Source organism: Streptomyces globisporus C-1027, from assembly GCF_000261345.2.
Taxonomy (GTDB): domain Bacteria; phylum Actinomycetota; class Actinomycetes; order Streptomycetales; family Streptomycetaceae; genus Streptomyces; species Streptomyces pakalii.
In genome coordinates this window covers 4838812-4857435 of sequence record NZ_CP013738.1, presented here as the reverse complement: position 1 = coordinate 4857435, position 18624 = coordinate 4838812, and the positions used below count along the sequence as shown (strand labels likewise).

The window sequence follows — 18624 nt, the reverse complement described above, 5'->3', positions numbered from 1 at the left end:
CCCACCGCCGGTGCGGTGGACACCCGTTCAACCTTTCCCGAGCCTTTACGGTTCCCGTATATCGCCCCGAAATGGCTCCGGGCACGAAAAACCCGGCCGACCGCCTCCGAAGAGGCAGCCGACCGGGCTCAGTTCTGTCCCGGGGCTCAGACGAGCTCGGTGACCGTACCGCCGGCGGCGGTGATCTTCTCCTTGGCGGAGCCGGAGACGGCGTCAACCGAAACCTGCAGCGCCACGGAGATCTCGCCCTGTCCGAGGACCTTGACGAGGTGGTTGTTGCGCACGGCACCCTTGGCGACCAGGTCGGCCACCGTGACCTCTCCACCCTCGGGGTAGAGCGTCGCGAGCTTGTCCAGGTTCACGACCTGGTACTCCGTGCGGAACGGGTTCTTGAAGCCCTTGAGCTTCGGGAGACGCATGTGGAGGGGCATCTGGCCACCCTCGAAGCGCTCCGGAACCTGGTAACGAGCCTTCGTACCCTTGGTACCACGGCCTGCGGTCTTACCCTTGGACGCCTCACCACGACCCACACGGGTCTTGGCGGTCTTGGCGCCCGGGGCAGGCCGGAGGTTGTGGGCCTTCAGCGGGCTGTTCTCCGCCATGTCAGTCAACCTCCTCAACCGTCACGAGGTGGCGGACGGTCTGCACCATTCCGCGGAACTCGGGGCGGTCCTCCTTGACAACCGAGTCGTTCAGGCGCTTGAGGCCGAGCGAACGCAGGGTGTCGCGGTGGTTCTGCTTGCTGCCGATGTACGACTTCGTCTGCGTGATCTTGAGGCGAGCCATTACGCACCCGCTCCCGCACGCGCACGAAGCAGAGCCGCGGGGGCGACGTCCTCGAGGGGCAGACCGCGGCGGGCCGCGATCTCCTCGGGACGCTGCAGGCCCTTCAGGGCCTCCACGGTCGCGTGCACGATGTTGATCGCGTTGGACGAGCCAAGCGACTTCGACAGGATGTCGTGAACGCCGGCGCACTCGAGCACGGCACGCACCGGGCCACCGGCGATAACACCGGTACCGGGGGAAGCCGGCTTGAGCAGGACGACGCCCGCTGCCTTCTCGCCCGTGATCGGGTGAGGGATGGTGCCCTGGATGCGGGGGACCTTGAAGAAGTTCTTCTTGGCCTCTTCGACACCCTTGGCGATGGCCGCGGGAACTTCCTTGGCCTTGCCGTATCCGACACCGACCGTGCCGTCACCGTCGCCCACCACGACCAGCGCGGTAAAGCTGAAGCGACGACCACCCTTCACAACCTTGGCGACGCGGTTGATCGCGACGACGCGCTCGACGTACGCGGTCTTCTCGGCGGCGCTGGCGCCACCGTCACGGCCCTTCCGGTCCCGCCGCTCGCCGCCACCGGCACCGCTGCCGCGGCGCTGGGGTCCAGCCATGGGAATTACCTCTCTCTGTTACGTCCGCTGTGCGTAGGAACCGGGGCTTAGAACTTCAGCCCGGCTTCACGGGCGGCGTCAGCCAGAGCGGCAATCCGCCCGGCGTACTGGTTACCACCGCGGTCAAACACGACGGCCTCGACGCCTGCAGCCTTGGCACGCTCGGCGACCAGGGCGCCGACCTGCTTGGCCTGGGCGCTCTTGTCGCCCTCGCCACCACGGATCGAGGTGTCCAGGGTCGACGCCGACGCGAGCGTGTGGCCCGCGATGTCGTCGATGATCTGGGCCACGATGTGGCGGTTGGAACGCGTCACGACCAGACGGGGCCGCTCCGCGGAACCCGACAGGTGCTTGCGGACGCGGATGTGGCGCCGCTTGCGAGCAGCGCGCTTGTACGCGTCGCCCTTGGCGATCTTCACACCGTATGCCATGGCTACTTACCAGCCTTTCCGACCTTGCGGCGGATGACCTCGCCCGCGTACTTGACGCCCTTGGCCTTGTACGGGTCGGGCTTCCGCAGCTTGCGGATGTTGGCGGCCACTTCGCCGACCTTCTGCTTGTCGATACCCTCGACGCTGAGCTTCGTGGGCGACTCGACCTTGAAGGTGATGCCTTCCGGCGCCTCGATGAGGATCGGGTGGCTGTAGCCCAGGGCGAACTCCAGGTTGGAGCCCTTCGCCTGGACGCGGTAACCGACACCGCTGATCTCGAGCGCCTTGGAGTAACCCGCGGTCACGCCGGTGATCATGTTCGCCACCAGCGTGCGGGACAGGCCGTGGAGGGCCTTGTTCTGACGCTCGTCGTTCGGGCGGGTGACGTTCAGAACGCCGTCCTCGCCCTTGGAGACCTCGATCGGCGCGGCGACGGTGTGCGTGAGGGAACCCTTGGGGCCCTTCACCGCGACCGTACGGCCATCGATGGTGACGTCCACACCGGCGGGAACCTGGATGGGGAGCTTGCCGATTCGCGACATGAGCTTTCCTTCCTTTCCCGACTACCAGACGTAGGCGAGGACTTCCCCACCTACGCCCTTCTTGCCTGCCTGCTGGCCGGTCAGGAGACCGTGGGACGTGGAGATGATCGCCACGCCCAGGCCGCCGAGAACCTTCGGCAGGTTGGTGGACTTTGCGTACACACGCAGACCCGGCTTCGAGATGCGCTTGATGCCGGCGATCGAACGCTCGCGGTTCGGGCCGAACTTCAGCTCCAGGACGAGGTTCTTGCCGACCTCGGCGTCCTCGACCTTCCAGCCGGTGATGAAGCCCTCCTGCTGGAGGATCTCCGCGATGTGCGACTTGATCTTGCTGTGCGGCATCACGACGGAGTCGTGGTACGCCGAGTTCGCGTTACGCAGACGCGTGAGCATGTCTGCGATGGGATCAGTCATGGTCATGAATTGGCCTTCGGCCTCTCTCGCCGGGGTTTCCTGTATGCGCCATCCCTCTCCCCACTCACTGGCGGGACGGGTGCGGTGCGGGGACCTACGGCGTAGTAAGTCGGTCTTGGGCGGCAGGCGCCCAACCCTTCAAGCCTACGGCATGAAAGGCGGGGCTCCTGCCGACCAGATGCTTACCGAGAGTCTCCGGGAACTTCCAACGCCCAGGGGGCGAAGGAGAGTTACCAGGAGCTCTTGGTCACGCCCGGCAGCTCGCCACGGTGAGCCATCTCACGAAGGCACACGCGGCACAGGCCGAACTTGCGGTAGACGGAGTGGGGCCGGCCGCAGCGCTGGCAGCGGGTGTACCCGCGAACGCCGAACTTCGGCTTACGGGCGGCCTTAGCGATCAGAGCCTTCTTCGCCACGGTCAGTTCTCCTTGAACGGGAAGCCGAGGTGACGAAGCAGGGCACGACCCTCGTCGTCGTTGGTCGCCGTGGTGACCACGGTGATGTCCATGCCCCGGACCCGGTCGATCTTGTCCTGGTCGATCTCGTGGAACATGACCTGCTCCGTGAGACCGAAGGTGTAGTTGCCACGGCCGTCGAACTGCTTCGGCGACAGGCCACGGAAGTCACGGATACGCGGAAGCGCGAGCGACAGCGTACGGTCCAGGAACTCCCACATCCGGTCACCACGGAGGGTGACGTGGCAGCCGATCGGCTGGCCCTCGCGCAGCTTGAACTGCGCGATGGACTTGCGGGCCTTCGTGACGGCCGGCTTCTGGCCGGTGATCGTGGTGAGGTCGCGAACGGCCCCGTCGATCAGCTTGGAGTCGCGGGCGGCGTCGCCCACACCCATGTTGACCACGATCTTGACCAGACCGGGAACCTGCATGACGTTCTCGTACGAGAACTCCTCACGCAGCTTGCCGGCGATTTCCTCGCGGTAGCGCGTCTTGAGACGCGGCGCAGTGGTGGCAGTCATCAGATGTCCTCACCGGTCCGCTTGGCAACGCGGATCTTGTTGCCCTCGTCGTCAAAGCGGTAGCCGACGCGAGTGACAACCTTGTTGCCGTCCTTCTCCACGACCAGCTGAACGTTGCTGACGTGGATCGGGGCCTCGGTGGTCACAATGCCACCCGTCTGCGAACCGCGAGCCGTCTGACCGGCCTTGGTGTGCTTCTTGACCCGGTTGACACCCTCGACGAGGACGCGGTCCTGGGCGGGGTAGGCCACGATGACCTTGCCCTGCTTGCCCTTGTCCTTACCGGTGATGACCTGGACCAGGTCGCCCTTCTTGATCTTCATGCTTACAGCACCTCCGGCGCGAGCGAGATGATCTTCATGAACTTCTTCTCGCGCAGCTCCCGGCCCACGGGGCCGAAGATGCGGGTGCCGCGGGGGTCGCCGTCGTTCTTCAGAATGACGGCGGCGTTCTCGTCGAAGCGGATGTACGAGCCATCCTGACGACGACGCTCCTTGACGGTGCGAACGATGACGGCCTTGACGACGTCACCCTTCTTCACGTTGCCACCGGGGATCGCGTCCTTGACGGTGGCGACGATGACGTCACCGATACCCGCGTAGCGGCGACCCGAGCCACCGAGAACACGAATGGTGAGAATTTCCTTCGCACCCGTGTTGTCGGCGACGCGCAGTCGCGACTCCTGCTGGATCACGTCTATCTCCTGATCGTCTGCCGGTTCCCGGCGGGGAGCCACGTAAGTGACTTACGTGGCTCCCTCACCGAGCCTGGCGGAACTGACCTGAGGGAAACCCCTCAGGAATTACTTGGCCTTCTCGAGGATCTCGACGATGCGCCAGCGCTTCGAAGCGGACAGCGGACGCGTCTCCATGATGAGGACGCGGTCGCCGACGCCGGCGGAGTTCTGCTCGTCGTGGGCCTTGAGCTTGTTCGTACGGCGGATGACCTTGCCGTACAGCGCGTGCTTGACACGGTCCTCGACAGCGACGACGACGGTCTTGTCCATCTTGTCGCTGACGACCAGACCCTCACGGGTCTTGCGGAAACCGCGGTCGGTGTTCGTCTCAGTCACAGTCTTCTCGCTCATCAGGCGCTCTCCACCGTCTCGATGCCCAGCTCGCGCTCACGCATCAGGGTGTAGATCCGGGCGATGTCCTTACGGACGGACTTGAGCCGGCCGTGGTTCTCGAGCTGGCCCGTCGCCGCCTGGAAGCGGAGGTTGAACAGCTCTTCCTTGGCTTCGCGGAGCTTGTTGAGGAGCTCCTCGTCGCCCAGCTCGCGCAGCTCGGACGCCTTGGTACCGGCCGACATCACGACTCACCTGCCTCGCGCCGAACGATCCGGCACTTCATCGGAAGCTTGTGAGCAGCGCGGGTGAGCGCCTCACGAGCAATCTTCTCGTTCGGGTAGGACAGCTCGAACATCACCCGACCGGGCTTGACGTTCGCGATCCACCACTCGGGAGAACCCTTACCGGAACCCATGCGGGTCTCGGCAGGCTTCTTCGTCAGGGGACGGTCCGGGTAGATGTTGATCCAGACCTTGCCGCCACGCTTGATGTGACGGGTCATCGCGATACGAGCGGACTCGATCTGACGGTTCGTCACGTACGCCGGGGTCAGCGCCTGGATGCCGTACTCGCCGAACGCAACCTGCGTGCCACCCTTGGACATACCGCTGCGCTTCGGGTGGTGCTGCTTGCGGTGCTTGACCCTACGGGGGATCAGCATTTCGGTCAGGCCTCCGTTCCGGTGCTCTCAGCAGCCGGAGCAGCGGCGGCGGGAGCGTCGGCCTTGGGGGCCTCGGCTGCCGGCGACTGCTGCGGCTTACGGCCGCGACCGCCACGCTCGCCACCACGGCCACCGCGGCCGGCCGGGCGGTCAGCGCCGCCACGAGCCGGACGGTTGCCGGCGCGGGCCGCGGCGTTCTCGGCGCGAACCTCGGCGATGTTCTTGACGTCGCCCTTGTAGATCCAGACCTTCACGCCGATACGGCCGAAGGTCGTCTTGGCCTCGAAGAAGCCGTAGTCGACGTTCGCACGGAGGGTGTGCAGGGGCACACGGCCCTCGCGGTAGAACTCCGAGCGGGACATCTCGGCGCCGCCGAGGCGACCACCGCACTGGATCTTGATGCCCTTGGCGCCGGCCTTCATCGAGGACTGCATGCTCTTGCGCATGGCCCGACGGAAGGAGACGCGGGAGGAGAGCTGCTCGGCGACGGCCTGGGCCACCAGCTGAGCGTCCACCTCGGGGTTCTTGACCTCGAGGATGTTCAGCTGGACCTGCTTGCCGGTCAGCTTCTCCAGCTCGCCGCGGATGCGATCGGCCTCGGCGCCACGGCGACCGATGACGATGCCCGGACGGGCGGTGTGGATGTCAACGCGGACGCGGTCGCGGGTGCGCTCGATCTCGACCTTCGAGATGCCGGCCCGCTCCATGCCCTTCGTCATCATGCGACGAATGGCGACGTCTTCCTTGACGTAGTCCTTGTACAGCTTGTCGGCGTACCAGCGGGACTTGAAGTCCGTGGTGATGCCGAGCCGGAACCCGTGCGGGTTTACCTTCTGGCCCATTACCGGGTTCCTTCCTTGCTGCTGACGACCACGGTGATGTGGCTGGTCCGCTTACGGATCCGGTAGGCACGGCCCTGAGCACGCGGACGGAACCGCTTCAGGGTCGGGCCCTCGTCCACGTACGCCTCGCTGATGACCAGCGAAGAGGCGTCGGTGTGGTCGTAGTTGTGTGCAGCGTTGGCGATGGCGCTGTCCAGCACCTTGCCAACCGGCACGCTCGCGGCCTGCGGGGCGAAACGCAGGACCGCCTGAGCCTCCGTGGCATCCATGCCACGGATGAGGTCCACCACGCGGCGGGCCTTCATGGGCGTGACGCGGATGTACCGCGCCTGGGCCCTGGCTTCCATGGTTGTCCCTTCGGTGTAAGTCATAGTCGTTTCCACCCCGCGCTTAGCGGCGCTTCGACTTCCGGTCGTCCTTGACGTGGCCGCGGAAGGTGCGAGTCGGCGAGAACTCGCCGAGCTTGTGGCCGACCATCGACTCGGTGACGAACACCGGGACGTGGATCTTGCCGTTGTGCACCGCGATGGTGTGACCCAGCATGGCCGGGACGATCATCGAGCGACGGGACCAGGTCTTGATGACGTTCTTGGTGCCTGCCTCGTTCTGTACGTCCACCTTCTTGATGAGGTGTCCGTCGACGAAGGGCCCCTTCTTGAGACTGCGCGGCATCTAAACCCGCTCCTAGCGCTTCTTGTTCGTCTTGCGGCGGCGGACGATGTACTTGTTGCTCGCCTTCTTGGGAGAACGAGTACGACCCTCCTTCTGACCCCACGGCGAGACCGGGTGACGACCACCGGAGGTCTTGCCTTCACCACCACCGTGCGGGTGGTCAACCGGGTTCATCGCGACACCGCGGACGGTCGGGCGGACGCCCTTCCAGCGCATGCGGCCGGCCTTGCCCCAGTTGATGTTCGACTGCTCGGCGTTGCCGACCTCACCGATCGTCGCGCGGCAGCGCGCGTCGACCAGGCGGATCTCACCCGACGGCATACGAAGGTGGGCCATGGTGCCCTCCTTCGCCAGCAGCTGCACGGAGGCACCCGCGGAACGGGCGAACTTCGCGCCGCCGCCGGGCCGCAGCTCGATGGCGTGGATGGTCGTACCGACCGGGATGTTGCGCAGCGCCAGGTTGTTACCGGGCTTGATGTCGGCGGTCGGACCGTTCTCGACACGGTCACCCTGCGACAGGCCACGGGGAGCGACGATGTAACGCTTCTCGCCGTCCGCGTAGTGCAGCAGCGCGATGCGCGCGGTGCGGTTCGGGTCGTACTCGATGTGCGCGACCTTGGCCGGCACGCCGTCCTTGTCGTGACGACGGAAGTCGATCACGCGGTAGGCGCGCTTGTGGCCACCACCCTGGTGGCGAACGGTCACACGACCGGCGTTGTTACGGCCGCCCTTGCTGTGCAGGGGGCGGACCAGCGACTTCTCCGGCGTGGACCGCGTGATCTCGACAAAGTCGGCGACGCTGGAGCCACGACGGCCCGGGGTCGTCGGCTTGTACTTGCGGATACCCATTTCTCAGTCCTCGTCCGATTCCGGACGACTCGAACTCCGTTAGGAGGTCGGGCCGCCGAAGATGTCGATACGGTCGCCCTCGGCGAGGGTCACGATGGCGCGCTTCGTGTCGGCGCGCTTGCCGAAACCGGTGCGGGTGCGCTTGCGCTTGCCCTGCCGGTTGATCGTGTTGACCCCGGTGACCTTGACCGAGAAGACCGCCTCGACGGCCTGCTTGATCTGGGTCTTGTTGGAGCCGGGCGCGACGATGAACGTGTACTTGTTCTCGTCGAGCAGCGCGTAGCTCTTCTCGGAGACCACGGGCTTGACGAGAACGTCACGCGGGTCCGAGTACGTCTTGCTGGTAACGGTCGCCTCGCTCATCAGGCGGCGCTCCCTTCGGTCTCAGCGGTCTGGGGGCCAGACACGAAGGACTCGAAAGCGGCCTGGGTGAAGACCACGTCGTCAGAGACGATCACGTCGTACGTGTTGAGCTGGCCCGGCTCCAGGATGTGCACCTGGGGCAGGTTGCGCGCGGACAGCCACGCGGCCTCGTCGGCGCGGTCGACGACCAGGAGCAGGTTCTGGCGCTCCGAGATCTTGCCGAGCAGCGTCTTGGCGGCCTTCGTGGAGGCGGCACCCTCGACCACGCCGGTGACGACGTGGATACGGGAGTGACGGGCCCGGTCCGAGAGGGCACCGCGCAGGGCGGCGGCCTTCATCTTCTTCGGGGTCCGCTGCGAGTAGTCACGCGGCTGCGGGCCGTGGACGACGCCACCACCGGCGAACTGCGGGGCGCGGGTCGAACCCTGACGGGCGCGGCCGGTGCCCTTCTGACGGTAAGGCTTCTTACCACCACCGCGGACTTCACCGCGGCGCTTGGTCTTGTGCGTGCCCTGACGGGCAGCCGCCAGCTGAGCGACAACGACCTGGTGGATCAGCGGAACGCTGGTCTTCGCGTCGAAGATCTCCGCGGGGAGCTCGACGGTACCGGCCTTGTCGCCTGCCGGCGAAAGGATGTCAATGGTGCTCATTACCTCAAGCCCCCTTGGCCGCGGTACGGACCAGGACGAGGCCGCCGTTCGGACCGGGGACCGCGCCCTTGATGAGGAGCAGACCCTTCTCCGCGTCAACCGCGTGGATGGTCAGGTTCTGGGTGGTGACGCGCTCGTTACCCATGCGGCCCGCCATGCGCATGCCCTTGAAGACACGCCCAGGGGTGGCGCAGCCACCGATGGAACCGGGGGAACGGTGCTTGCGCTGGGTGCCGTGCCCGGCGCCGAGGCCCTTGAAGTTGTGACGCTTCATGACACCGGCGAAGCCCTTGCCCTTGCTCTTGCCCGTGACGTCAACCTTGACGCCGGACTCGAACACAGCGGCGGTGACCTCCTGGCCCAGCGTGTACTCGCTGGCGTCAGGGGTGCGGAGCTCGACCAGGTGACGGCGCGGGGTGACGTCGGCCTTGGCGAAGTGACCCTTGAGGGGCTTGTTCACCTTGCGCGGGTCGATCTCGCCGAAGGCGATCTGGACCGCTTCGTAGCCGTCGCTGTCGTTGGTGCGAACCTGCGTCACGACGCACGGACCGGCCTTGACGACGGTGACCGGGACAACCCGGTTGTTCTCGTCCCAGACCTGGGTCATGCCGAGCTTCTCGCCCAGGACGCCCTTGATGTTCTTGCTCATCTCGGCCCGTCCCCTCAGAGCTTGATCTCGATGTCGACGCCGGCCGGCAGGTCGAGACGCATCAGCGAGTCAACCGTCTTCGGCGTGGGGTCGAGGATGTCGATGAGGCGCTTGTGGGTGCGCATCTCGAAGTGCTCGCGAGAGTCCTTGTACTTGTGCGGCGACTTGATGACGCAGTACACGTTCTTCTCAGTGGGCAGCGGCACCGGGCCCGCGACCGACGCACCAGTGCGGGTCACCGTCTCGACGATCTTCTTCGCCGAGGAGTCGATGACCTCGTGGTCGTAGGCCTTGAGCCGGATGCGGATCTTCTGTCCCGCCATGGCTACTAGTAGTCCTGTCTCTCTGTTTAACGCTCTGGAACCCGGGGGTTCTCTGGACTCCCCCTCCGACCCACGCGGTCGGGCGTGTCGCATCCCCTCTACGGAAATCTCCCGGAAGAGATCCCAACCAAGGGGGTGCGGGCCCGAGGACCGCGGAACCGGGGGCGGAACACCCACCGGGTGCCTGGCCGGCGCCCTGCATTGCTTCCCGGAAGATTCCCGTACGTCCGGCCCTACAGGGCCGACGAGTACTGTGGGACTCGCTTCCGGTCCTCCCGGCGGGAGGCGCGCAGCATTGACACTCAACCGAGCAACCTGGTCAGTGTGCCATACGGGGCGCGGGCCTGGCCAATCGAGTCGGGAATCCTACCCCGAGCGAGCGCGGACTCAAACGCGGGCGCGCATCCGGCGGCACCGGAACCGTCGCGGGCCCCCGGGGCTCCCCCGCGCGGGCCCTCTGACAAGATCCCGCCATGCCGACGAGCACGCTGCCCCACTGGACCCTGCGCCAGGGCGTCCCCGAGGACGTCGAGGCCATCGCCGAGTTGCGGGCCGCGGCCATGCGCCCGGACCTGGAGCGGCTCGGCCGCTACGACGAGCACCGGGTCCGGCAGCGGCTGCGGGACGCCTACACCCCCGAGCACACCTCGGTCATCGAGGCCGCCGGCTCCTTCGCGGGCTGCGTGGCCCTGCGCCCGGCCCAGGCCGACTGGTGGCTGGAGCACTTCTACCTCTCCCCCGCGCTCCAGGGCCGCGGCATCGGCTCGGCCGTCCTGCGGGGCGTCCTGGACCGCGCGGATGCCGAGCGGATTCCCGTACGCCTGGACGTGCTCCAGGGCAGCCCCGCCCGCCGGCTCTACGAACGCCACGGATTCACGCTGGAGCGTGAGGACGCCGTCGACGTCTTCCTGGTGCGCAACCCCACGCCCTGACCGGGCAACCCGCCCGCCCCTCCGTCCGTCTACTCCCCCGCAGGCGCGGCTCGACCGCCGCTGACCTGCGCGGAGAGCCAGGAGTGACGCAGGACAGGGCGGCCGTTCGCCCGCTGCGGGGGAATCGGGAGCGGACGGGGTGCGCGGCGTGGTGGATCGATCTGTCCTGTCCCGGATACGGATGCCCCGGCGCACCCTGCTCCTCGCGGCCGGAGCGGCCGGCGCCACCGCAGGATGCGCCGTGCCGGCTCCCCGGCGGCGCGGGCCTGAGGCGGACCCGGCGCCCGGTCTGGCCATAGCGAGCACCCGGCGGGCCCTGGTCCTGCAGCTGCTGGCCCACCCGGACGACGACCTGTACTTCATGAACCCGGACACCCGTGAGGCCCTGGACGCCGGAACCCCGCTGGTCTGCGTGTACCTCACCGCGGGCGAGGCGGACGGCGTCAACAAGATCCCCGGCGCGCCCCGCCCGGCCCCCGACCGTGCCGCGTACTCCTCCTCCCGGCACCAGGGCCTGCGCCAGGCGTACGCCGAGCTGCTCGGGCTCGACCGGTTCACGCCCTGGCAGGAATCGGTCGCGGCCCTGCACGGCGGCCACCGGGCCGAGAGGAACGTCCTGACCGACGGCGTCCGCCGGGTCGAGCTGGTCTTCCTCAACACCGCGATGCACACCGGGCGCGGCCGCCCGGGGCTGCCCAGCCTCTGGCGGGACCGACGGCTCGTGCTGCGTACCGTCGTCGCCGACAACTCCCCGCTGACCCGCGCCGGTTCGTACACGTACGAATCACTGATCGACGTCCTCACCGGGCTGCTGGAGGAGTACCGGCCGACCGTCGTGCACACCCTCGACCCGGACCCGGACCTCCAGTTCAGCAGCGAGTACGAACGCCGCCGGGACAGCGAGCAGCGCGGGTACTCCGACCACGCCGACCACACCGCGGCCGGGTGCTTCGCCTGGGCCGCCCTGATCCGCTGGGTGGCGCGGGCGACGGGGCGCGGGGAGCCGGTGCCCGGGTTCGTCGTCGCCTCGTTCCGGGGGTACTACAACCGGCACTGGCCCAAGAACCTGCCGCCCGCGGTACTGGAGCGCAAGGCCGCCCACCTCGTCCCGTACGGCGGCGCCCCCGACTGGGAGTGCGGCAACCCCTCCGGCTGCGGGGACTACAACGTGGGCGGCGACCGGCCGCTCACCAACCGCAAGGGCTGGGTCCGCTCCACCCACCACCGCTACCCGGGCCCCCGGGCCCAGGTCGCCACCGGGGCGGACGGCCGACTCACCGCCTACGGGGTGCTCGGGCTGCGCGCCGTCCGGTGGCGCGAGAGCGCGCCCGGCAGCGGGGTCTGGGACGCCCCGGACGACCTCGGCGGCGGCCCGCTCGCCCCGGTGCTGGGCGCCGCGGTGACGGCGGAGGGGCGGCAGTTGCTGTTCGGGCTGCGGTTCGCGGCGCTCGGCGGGCACGGCGCGGACAACGAACGCGAGGTCGTGCTCCTGGAGCAGCGCTCCCCCGGCGGCCCCTTCCTCGCCTGGCAGGGGCTCGGCAACCCCGCGACCGGCCCCGACCACGGCCGCCGCATCGGAACCCCGGTCGCCGTCACCGCCCCGGACGGCCGCGTCCACCTCTTCGTACGGAACGCGGAGAAGGGGCTGAGCACCCGGGTGCGCGACGCGGTCACCGGCCGCTGGAGCGGCTGGCGGGACATGGGCGGCGGCGAGATCCAGGACGGGGTGAGCGCGGTCGTGGACACGGCGGGGAGCGTCCATGTGTACGCGGCCGGGCACCATGCCGTGCACCACTGGACCCAGGACGCCCCGGACACCGACGTCACCGCCCGTACCCAGCTCACCGGCTCCCCCGTCCCCGCGCACGCGCCCGGCGCACTCCCCGCGCCCGACGGGTCCGTCGAGCTGTACTACCGCCCCGCCGCGCGCGAGCGGCTCGTCGCCGTTCGCGCCGGAGCCGCGCCCGCGCCCCGCTTCGGGGGGTACGGTCCGGTGACCGCCGCCGCGTCACCGGCCGGCCCGGTCCTGCTCGGCCGGTCCGCGGAGGGCCGGATCCGGATACGTACCGCCGAGGCCACATCCGTACGGTCCCGGGGCCCCGTCGCCCTGGACGGCGCCGCCCTCCACCTGGGCGCGGCGGACGGCCGGCCCGTGGTCGTGGGGTTCGGCCCGGACGCGGCACCCTGGCTCTGGCGCCCGTAGAAGAGACCACGTCTCCCAACTCCCGCCCCATAACGCCGCGTTATGGCCAAACGTTAGTACCCCGCCCTCATCGCGCTCCGGCACCCTGTTGCCCACCATCCCCCACGGACACGCCTACCCAGCGTGTCGCGCGAAACGAGGCATCATGCGCATATCCCGGCTCATGCCCGCTGTCGCCGCAGCAGCGGCCTGCGTCCTCTCGCTCTTCGCACCGTCCGCGACGGCCGCACCCGCGCCGCCGCTCCAGGACGCCCCGCCGCCGAGCACCCAGATCATCGGCGGCGGCCAGGCGACCAACGCACCCTGGGCCGCCCGGCTCTTCTCGAACGGCAGAGAGACCTGTTCGGCGACGATCATCGCCCCGACCTGGATCCTCACCGCCAAGCACTGCGTCACCGGCGGCGGCCTGTCGTTCCGCATCGGCAGCCTCGACCAGCACAGCGGCGGTGTCGTCGCGAACGGCGCCCAGACCTACACCCACAGCTCGGACCTGGCGCTGGTGCGTCTCGACCGTTCCGTGCAGGCGACCTACTCCCGCCTCGGCTCGCCCGGCTCGGTGAGCGTCGGCCAGAGCGTCCAGGTCTGGGGCTGGGGCGCGACCTCGCAGTGCGGCTCGGAGGCGAACTGCCAGTCGCGCTACCTGAAGGTCGCCAACGTGACGGTCACCGGCGGCTGCGGTGACGCGTACGGCGGCTCCGCGATCTGCGCCCGCCGCGGCAACGGCATCACCGCCGGCGGCGACTCCGGCGGCCCGATGACGGCGAACGGCATCCAGGTCGGCGTCGCCTCCACCAGCGACCGCCAGACCACGACCGCGTACACGAACGTCACCGCGTACCGGTCCTGGATCCAGTCGATCGCGGGCGTCTGACCCAGGGCCTGTCCGGACCTGATCCGGGCACGACCTGAACGCCCCACCCGGGACGGCGGACACCTGACCGGTCCGCCGTCCCCCTGAAACGTAGGGCCCCCGTACCTCACCGCCCGAGGTACCGGGGCTCTACAGCCATGCCGGGCGAAGAGCCCGGCGAACGCCGAAGGGCCCCGCACCTCTTTCGAGGTGCGGGGCCCTTCTTGCAGCTCAGTGAGCCACCAGGTCCAAGGACCAAGCAGAAACTACTTGATGATCTTGGTGACCTGGCCGGCGCCCACGGTCCGGCCACCCTCACGGATGGCGAACTTCAGGCCCTCTTCCATGGCGACCGGCTGGATCAGCGCGACGTCCATGAGGGTGTTGTCACCCGGCATGACCATCTCGGTGCCCTCGGGAAGGGTCACAACGCCCGTCACGTCCGTGGTACGGAAGTAGAACTGCGGGCGGTAGTTGTTGAAGAACGGGGTGTGACGGCCACCCTCGTCCTTCGACAGGATGTAGGACTGCGCCTGGAACTCGGTGTGCGGGGTGACCGAGCCGGGCTTGATGATGACCTGGCCGCGCTCGACGTCCTCGCGCTTGATGCCACGGAGGAGCAGACCGACGTTCTCACCGGCCTGGCCCTCGTCGAGCAGCTTGCGGAACATCTCGATGCCGGTGACCGTGGTGGTGGTCTTCTCGGTCTTGATACCGACGATGTCGACGGTCTCGTTGACCTTCAGGACACCACGCTCGATGCGGCCGGTGACGACCGTACCGCGACCGGTGATCGTGAAGACGTCCTCGATCGGCATGAGGAACGGCTTCTCGACGTCACGCTCGGGCTGCGGGATGGACTCGTCGACAGCCTTCATCAGGTTGAGGACGGACTCACCCCACTCCTTGTCGCCCTCGAGCGCCTTGAGCGCCGAGACCTTGACGACCGGAACGTCGTCGCCCGGGAACTCGTACTCGGAGAGGAGCTCACGGACCTCGAGCTCGACGAGCTCCAGGATCTCCTCGTCGTCCACCATGTCGGCCTTGTTCAGGGCGACGACGATGTAGGGGACGCCGACCTGGCGGGCCAGGAGCACGTGCTCCTTGGTCTGCGGCATCGGGCCGTCGGTGGCGGCGACCACGAGGATGGCGCCGTCCATCTGCGCGGCACCCGTGATCATGTTCTTGATGTAGTCCGCGTGACCGGGGCAGTCGACGTGCGCGTAGTGACGCGACTCCGTCTGGTACTCGACGTGCGCGATGGAGATGGTGATACCGCGCTGGCGCTCTTCGGGAGCCTTGTCGATCTGGTCGAAGGCCGAGGCCTCGTTCAGGTCCGGGTACGCGTCGTGCAGCACCTTGGTAATGGCGGCCGTGAGGGTCGTCTTACCGTGGTCGATGTGACCGATGGTGCCGATGTTGACGTGGGGCTTAGTCCGCTCGAACTTTGCCTTCGCCACTGGGGTCCTCCTGAGTGGTTCTGTACGCCTTGCTTCATCGGCGCCAGGTGATCTTTGCTGGGGTGCCGGCGCCGGGGGCATACGGCACAGTGCTCGCGCGCTGTGCCGCATGCCCGCCAGGCTCCGGTGACAAGCCTAAAGCGTGAGCTCGGGAGAGTTACTCGCCCTTGGCCTTCGCGATGATCTCCTCGGCGACGTTCCGCGGAACCTCGGCGTAGGAGTCGAACTGCATCGAGTAGCTTGCGCGACCCGAGGTCTTGCTGCGGAGGTCTCCGACGTAGCCGAACATCTCCGAGAGGGGCACGAGGCCCTTCACGACGCGAGCGCCGCTGCGCTCCTCCATGGCCTGGATCTGGCCACGGCGGGAGTTGAGGTCGCCGATGACATCGCCCATGTAGTCCTCGGGCGTGGTGACCTCGACGGCCATCATCGGCTCGAGGAGCACGGGAGAGGCCTTGCGGGCACCCTCCTTGAACGCCTGCGAACCGGCGATCTTGAAGGCGAGCTCCGAGGAGTCGACCTCGTGGTAACCACCGTCGAGAAGGGTGACGCGGACGCCGACCATCTCGTAACCGGCCAGGATGCCGAACTGCATGGCTTCCTGAGCACCCGCGTCCACCGAGGGAATGTACTCACGGGGGATGCGGCCACCGGTGACCTTGTTGACGAACTCGTACGACGCGTCGCCGCCCTCGATGGGCTCGATGGCGATCTGCACCTTCGCGAACTGGCCGGTACCACCAGTCTGCTTCTTGTGCGTGAAGTCGATGCGCTCGACGGCCTTGCGGATCGTCTCGCGGTACGCGACCTGGGGCTTGCCGACGTTCGCCTCGACGCGGAACTCGCGCTTCATGCGGTCGACGAGCACCTCGAGGTGAAGCTCGCCCATACCACCGATGATGGTCTGGCCGGTCTCCTCGTCGGAGTGCACCTGGAAGGAGGGGTCCTCCTCCGAGAGCCGCTGGATGGCGACACCCAGCTTCTCCTGGTCGCCCTTGGACTTCGGCTCGATGGCGACCTGAATGACCGGCGCCGGGAAGTCCATGGACTCCAGGATGACCGGGTTCTTGTCGTCGCACAGCGTCTCACCGGTGGTGGTCTGCTTGAGACCCATGACGGCGATGATGTCGCCGGCGCCCACCGATGCGATCTCCTCACGCTTGTTCGCGTGCATGCGGTAGATCTTGCCGATGCGCTCCTTCTTGCCCTTGACGGAGTTCAGCACCGCGGTGCCGGCCTCCAGGCGACCGGAGTAGATCCGGACGAAGGTGAGCTTGCCGAGGTGCGGGTCGCTCGCGATCTTGAACGCCAGGCCGGAGAACGGCTCGTCGTCCGAGGGCTTGCGCGCGATGACCTTCTCCGGGTCCTTCACGTCGTGGCCCTCGATGGCCTCGACGTCCAGGGGGGAAGGCAGGTAGCGCACGACCGCGTCGAGCAGGGGCTGGACGCCCTTGTTCTTGAACGCGGTGCCACAGAACACCGGGGTGACCGTGACGGAGTCGGCACTGCCCTTCGACGCCAGCGTGATGCGGCGGATGGCCTCGTGCAGCTGCTCCTGGGTGGGCTCGTTGCCCTCCAGGTACAGCTCCATCATGGCGTCGTCGTTCTCGGCCACGGCCTCGAGGAGCTTGCCGCGCCACTCGGCGGCGGACTCCTGGAGGTTGTCCGGGATGTCGACGACGTTGTACATCTCGCCCTTGGCGGCCTCTTCGGGGTACACGAAGGCCTTCATCGACACAAGGTCGACAACGCCCGTGAAGTCCGCTTCGGCGCCGATGGGGAGCTGCATGACGATCGGGGTCGCGCCGAGGCGGTCCACGATCATCTCGACGCAGCGGAAGAAGTCCGCACCGGTGCGGTCGAGCTTGTTGACGAAGCAGATACGCGGCACGCCGTAGCGGTCCGCCTGTCGCCAGACGGTCTCGGACTGCGGCTCGACGCCCGCGACACCGTCGAACACGGTGACGGCGCCGTCGAGGACGCGGAGCGAACGCTCCACCTCGACGGTGAAGTCGACGTGACCCGGGGTGTCGATGATGTTGATGGTGTGGTCAACATTGTTGAGCGGCCAGTGGCAGGTCGTCGCGGCGGACGTGATCGTGATGCCGCGCTCCTGCTCCTGCTCCATCCAGTCCATCGTGGCAGCGCCGTCGTGGACTTCACCGATCTTGTAGCTCACACCGGTGTAGAAGAGGATCCGCTCAGTGGTGGTCGTCTTGCCCGCGTCGATGTGGGCCATGATCCCAATGTTGCGGACCTTGGCCAGGTCAAGCGAAGTGGTGGCCATAAGGCTCAGTCTTCTCTCGGTCTCGATGGGGGTAGCGACTACCAGCGGTAGTGCGCGAAGGCCTTGTTGGACTCGGCCATCTTGTGGGTGTCCTCACGCTTCTTGACCGAAGCGCCGAGGCCGTTGGAGGCGTCGAGCAGTTCGTTCATGAGGCGCTCGGTCATGGTCTTCTCGCGGCGGGCGCGGGAGTAACCGACGAGCCAGCGCAGAGCGAGGGTGGAGGCGCGACCGGGCTTGACCTCGATCGGCACCTGGTAGGTGGCGCCACCGACACGGCGGGACTTGACCTCGAGCGAGGGCTTGACGTTCTCAAGCGCGCGCTTCAGCGTGATGACCGGGTCGTTGCCGGTCTTCTCGCGGAGGCCTTCCATGGCGCCGTACACGATCCGCTCGGCGGTGGAACGCTTGCCGTCGAGCAGGATCTTGTTGATCAGCGAGGTGACAAGAGGAGAGCTGTAGACCGGGTCGATGATGACCGGGCGCTTCGGGGCGGGGCCCTTACGAGGCATTCTTACTTCTCCTTCTTGGCGCCGTAGCGGCTGCGGGCCTGCTTGCGGTTCTTGACACCCTGGGTGTCAAGGGAGCCGCGGATGATCTTGTAACGAACACCCGGCAGGTCCTTCACACGGCCACCACGCACGAGCACGATGGAGTGCTCCTGCAGGTTGTGTCCCTCACCCGGGATGTAGGCCGTGACCTCGATGCCGGAGGTCAGACGCACACGCGCGACCTTACGGAGGGCCGAGTTCGGCTTCTTCGGGGTGGTCGTGAACACACGCGTGCAGACACCGCGACGCTGGGGCGAACCCTCGAGCGCGGGCGTCTTGTTCTTCTCGACCTTGTCCTGCCGGCCCTTCCGGACCAGCTGCTGGATCGTAGGCACTACTTCTCCGGTTTCTGTGTGCCGTTCGTGAAACTAACCTGGAACATCGCCGACCCACGCGGTCGGGTGTGTCGAATACTGCGGACTCCCGCCCTGAGGGCAGAAGGGGCGCAGATTGCGGTGGCCACTGACGGACTCGCGCTGCGGCTGAGGACACGCACACGAGCCCAGGCACAC

28 protein-coding genes are annotated in these 18624 nt (G+C 67.5%); 3 read left to right on the top strand and 25 right to left on the bottom strand.

Annotation, left to right across the window (positions count from 1 at the left end):
* Positions 1 to 146: 146 nt before the first annotated feature.
* From rplO to rpsJ, 21 genes are all read right to left on the bottom strand, one after another.
* Positions 147 to 602, bottom strand: coding sequence for a 50S ribosomal protein L15 (rplO, locus tag WQO_RS21460; protein WP_003966942.1), 456 nt, complete (start codon positions 600 to 602; stop codon positions 147 to 149).
* Position 603: 1 nt separating this feature from the next.
* Positions 604 to 786 carry a 50S ribosomal protein L30 gene (gene rpmD / locus WQO_RS21455; RefSeq protein ID WP_006126892.1) on the bottom strand — a complete coding sequence of 61 codons (183 nt, stop codon included), beginning with the start codon at positions 784 to 786 and terminating at the stop codon, positions 604 to 606.
* The gene (gene rpsE / locus WQO_RS21450; RefSeq protein WP_010058791.1) at positions 786 to 1391 is read right to left on the bottom strand and encodes a 30S ribosomal protein S5; all 606 of its coding nucleotides are present in this window, start codon (positions 1389 to 1391) and stop codon (positions 786 to 788) included. Before rpsE ends, rpmD begins: the two co-directional genes overlap by 1 nt.
* Before the next feature lie 47 nt (positions 1392 to 1438).
* Positions 1439 to 1822 carry a 50S ribosomal protein L18 gene (gene rplR / locus WQO_RS21445; protein ID WP_010058793.1) on the bottom strand — a complete coding sequence of 128 codons (384 nt, stop codon included), beginning with the start codon at positions 1820 to 1822 and terminating at the stop codon, positions 1439 to 1441.
* Positions 1823 to 1824: 2 nt separating this feature from the next.
* On the bottom strand, positions 1825 to 2364 hold the full coding sequence (gene rplF, locus WQO_RS21440; protein ID WP_003966946.1) for a 50S ribosomal protein L6: 540 nt from the start codon (positions 2362 to 2364) through the stop codon (positions 1825 to 1827).
* Positions 2365 to 2385: 21 nt separating this feature from the next.
* A complete protein-coding gene (gene rpsH, locus WQO_RS21435; protein ID WP_003966947.1) occupies positions 2386 to 2784 on the bottom strand; it encodes a 30S ribosomal protein S8 in 399 nt (132 codons plus the stop codon).
* 224 nt (positions 2785 to 3008) lie between these two features.
* Positions 3009 to 3194 carry a type Z 30S ribosomal protein S14 gene (locus WQO_RS21430; protein WP_003948630.1) on the bottom strand — a complete coding sequence of 62 codons (186 nt, stop codon included), beginning with the start codon at positions 3192 to 3194 and terminating at the stop codon, positions 3009 to 3011.
* 2 nt (positions 3195 to 3196) lie between these two features.
* Entirely contained in the window at positions 3197 to 3754 is a 558-nt protein-coding gene (gene rplE, locus WQO_RS21425; RefSeq protein ID WP_006126888.1) for a 50S ribosomal protein L5, read from the bottom strand.
* On the bottom strand, positions 3754 to 4077 hold the full coding sequence (gene rplX / locus WQO_RS21420; RefSeq protein ID WP_003966949.1) for a 50S ribosomal protein L24: 324 nt from the start codon (positions 4075 to 4077) through the stop codon (positions 3754 to 3756). The genes rplE and rplX overlap by 1 nt, the downstream gene beginning before the upstream one ends.
* A gap of 2 nt (positions 4078 to 4079) precedes the next feature.
* A complete protein-coding gene (gene rplN, locus WQO_RS21415) occupies positions 4080 to 4448 on the bottom strand; it encodes a 50S ribosomal protein L14 (protein ID WP_003966950.1) in 369 nt (122 codons plus the stop codon).
* A 108-nt stretch (positions 4449 to 4556) separates the two neighbouring features.
* Complete coding sequence (rpsQ, locus tag WQO_RS21410) at positions 4557 to 4841, bottom strand: 30S ribosomal protein S17 (protein WP_003966951.1); 285 nt, start codon at positions 4839 to 4841, stop codon at positions 4557 to 4559.
* Positions 4841 to 5065: a 50S ribosomal protein L29 gene (gene rpmC / locus WQO_RS21405; protein WP_003966952.1), complete on the bottom strand. Its 225-nt coding sequence runs from the start codon at positions 5063 to 5065 to the stop codon at positions 4841 to 4843. The genes rpsQ and rpmC overlap by 1 nt, the downstream gene beginning before the upstream one ends.
* The gene (gene rplP / locus WQO_RS21400) at positions 5065 to 5484 is read right to left on the bottom strand and encodes a 50S ribosomal protein L16 (protein WP_003966953.1); all 420 of its coding nucleotides are present in this window, start codon (positions 5482 to 5484) and stop codon (positions 5065 to 5067) included. Before rplP ends, rpmC begins: the two co-directional genes overlap by 1 nt.
* 5 nt (positions 5485 to 5489) lie before the next feature.
* Positions 5490 to 6326 carry a 30S ribosomal protein S3 gene (gene rpsC / locus WQO_RS21395; protein ID WP_007446736.1) on the bottom strand — a complete coding sequence of 279 codons (837 nt, stop codon included), beginning with the start codon at positions 6324 to 6326 and terminating at the stop codon, positions 5490 to 5492.
* On the bottom strand, positions 6326 to 6673 hold the full coding sequence (gene rplV / locus WQO_RS21390; RefSeq protein ID WP_004571827.1) for a 50S ribosomal protein L22: 348 nt from the start codon (positions 6671 to 6673) through the stop codon (positions 6326 to 6328). The genes rpsC and rplV overlap by 1 nt, the downstream gene beginning before the upstream one ends.
* Positions 6674 to 6716: 43 nt before the next feature.
* Complete coding sequence (gene rpsS / locus WQO_RS21385) at positions 6717 to 6998, bottom strand: 30S ribosomal protein S19 (protein ID WP_003966956.1); 282 nt, start codon at positions 6996 to 6998, stop codon at positions 6717 to 6719.
* 12 nt (positions 6999 to 7010) lie between these two features.
* The gene (gene rplB / locus WQO_RS21380; protein WP_003966957.1) at positions 7011 to 7847 is read right to left on the bottom strand and encodes a 50S ribosomal protein L2; all 837 of its coding nucleotides are present in this window, start codon (positions 7845 to 7847) and stop codon (positions 7011 to 7013) included.
* Between the two features lie 39 nt (positions 7848 to 7886).
* Positions 7887 to 8210: a 50S ribosomal protein L23 gene (gene rplW / locus WQO_RS21375; protein WP_003966958.1), complete on the bottom strand. Its 324-nt coding sequence runs from the start codon at positions 8208 to 8210 to the stop codon at positions 7887 to 7889.
* A complete protein-coding gene (gene rplD / locus WQO_RS21370; protein ID WP_010058800.1) occupies positions 8210 to 8860 on the bottom strand; it encodes a 50S ribosomal protein L4 in 651 nt (216 codons plus the stop codon). Before rplD ends, rplW begins: the two co-directional genes overlap by 1 nt.
* Positions 8861 to 8864: 4 nt before the next feature.
* The gene (gene rplC, locus WQO_RS21365; protein ID WP_006126884.1) at positions 8865 to 9509 is read right to left on the bottom strand and encodes a 50S ribosomal protein L3; all 645 of its coding nucleotides are present in this window, start codon (positions 9507 to 9509) and stop codon (positions 8865 to 8867) included.
* 14 nt (positions 9510 to 9523) lie between these two features.
* Positions 9524 to 9832, bottom strand: coding sequence for a 30S ribosomal protein S10 (gene rpsJ, locus WQO_RS21360; protein ID WP_003948644.1), 309 nt, complete (start codon positions 9830 to 9832; stop codon positions 9524 to 9526).
* 473 nt (positions 9833 to 10305) lie between these two features.
* On the opposite strand from rpsJ, the gene WQO_RS21355 reads away from it, so the two are divergent.
* From WQO_RS21355 to WQO_RS21345, 3 genes are all read left to right on the top strand, one after another.
* Complete coding sequence (locus WQO_RS21355; protein ID WP_010058801.1) at positions 10306 to 10764, top strand: GNAT family N-acetyltransferase; 459 nt, start codon at positions 10306 to 10308, stop codon at positions 10762 to 10764.
* A gap of 181 nt (positions 10765 to 10945) precedes the next feature.
* Positions 10946 to 12967 carry a PIG-L family deacetylase gene (locus WQO_RS21350; protein WP_058954060.1) on the top strand — a complete coding sequence of 674 codons (2022 nt, stop codon included), beginning with the start codon at positions 10946 to 10948 and terminating at the stop codon, positions 12965 to 12967.
* Between the two features lie 145 nt (positions 12968 to 13112).
* A complete protein-coding gene (locus tag WQO_RS21345) occupies positions 13113 to 13838 on the top strand; it encodes a S1 family peptidase (RefSeq protein WP_010058803.1) in 726 nt (241 codons plus the stop codon).
* A gap of 245 nt (positions 13839 to 14083) precedes the next feature.
* On the opposite strand, the gene tuf is transcribed toward WQO_RS21345, so the two are convergent.
* The 4 genes from tuf to rpsL all read right to left on the bottom strand — a co-directional run bounded on the left by tuf (position 14084) and on the right by rpsL (position 18447).
* Positions 14084 to 15277, bottom strand: coding sequence for an elongation factor Tu (tuf, locus tag WQO_RS21340; protein ID WP_010058805.1), 1194 nt, complete (start codon positions 15275 to 15277; stop codon positions 14084 to 14086).
* A 157-nt stretch (positions 15278 to 15434) separates the two neighbouring features.
* Positions 15435 to 17564, bottom strand: a complete 2130-nt coding sequence (fusA, locus tag WQO_RS21335) for an elongation factor G (protein WP_010058807.1) — start codon at positions 17562 to 17564, stop codon at positions 15435 to 15437.
* Positions 17565 to 17602: 38 nt separating this feature from the next.
* Positions 17603 to 18073, bottom strand: coding sequence for a 30S ribosomal protein S7 (rpsG, locus tag WQO_RS21330; protein ID WP_003966970.1), 471 nt, complete (start codon positions 18071 to 18073; stop codon positions 17603 to 17605).
* 2 nt (positions 18074 to 18075) lie between these two features.
* Complete coding sequence (rpsL, locus tag WQO_RS21325) at positions 18076 to 18447, bottom strand: 30S ribosomal protein S12 (RefSeq protein ID WP_003948652.1); 372 nt, start codon at positions 18445 to 18447, stop codon at positions 18076 to 18078.
* Positions 18448 to 18624 lie beyond the last annotated feature (177 nt).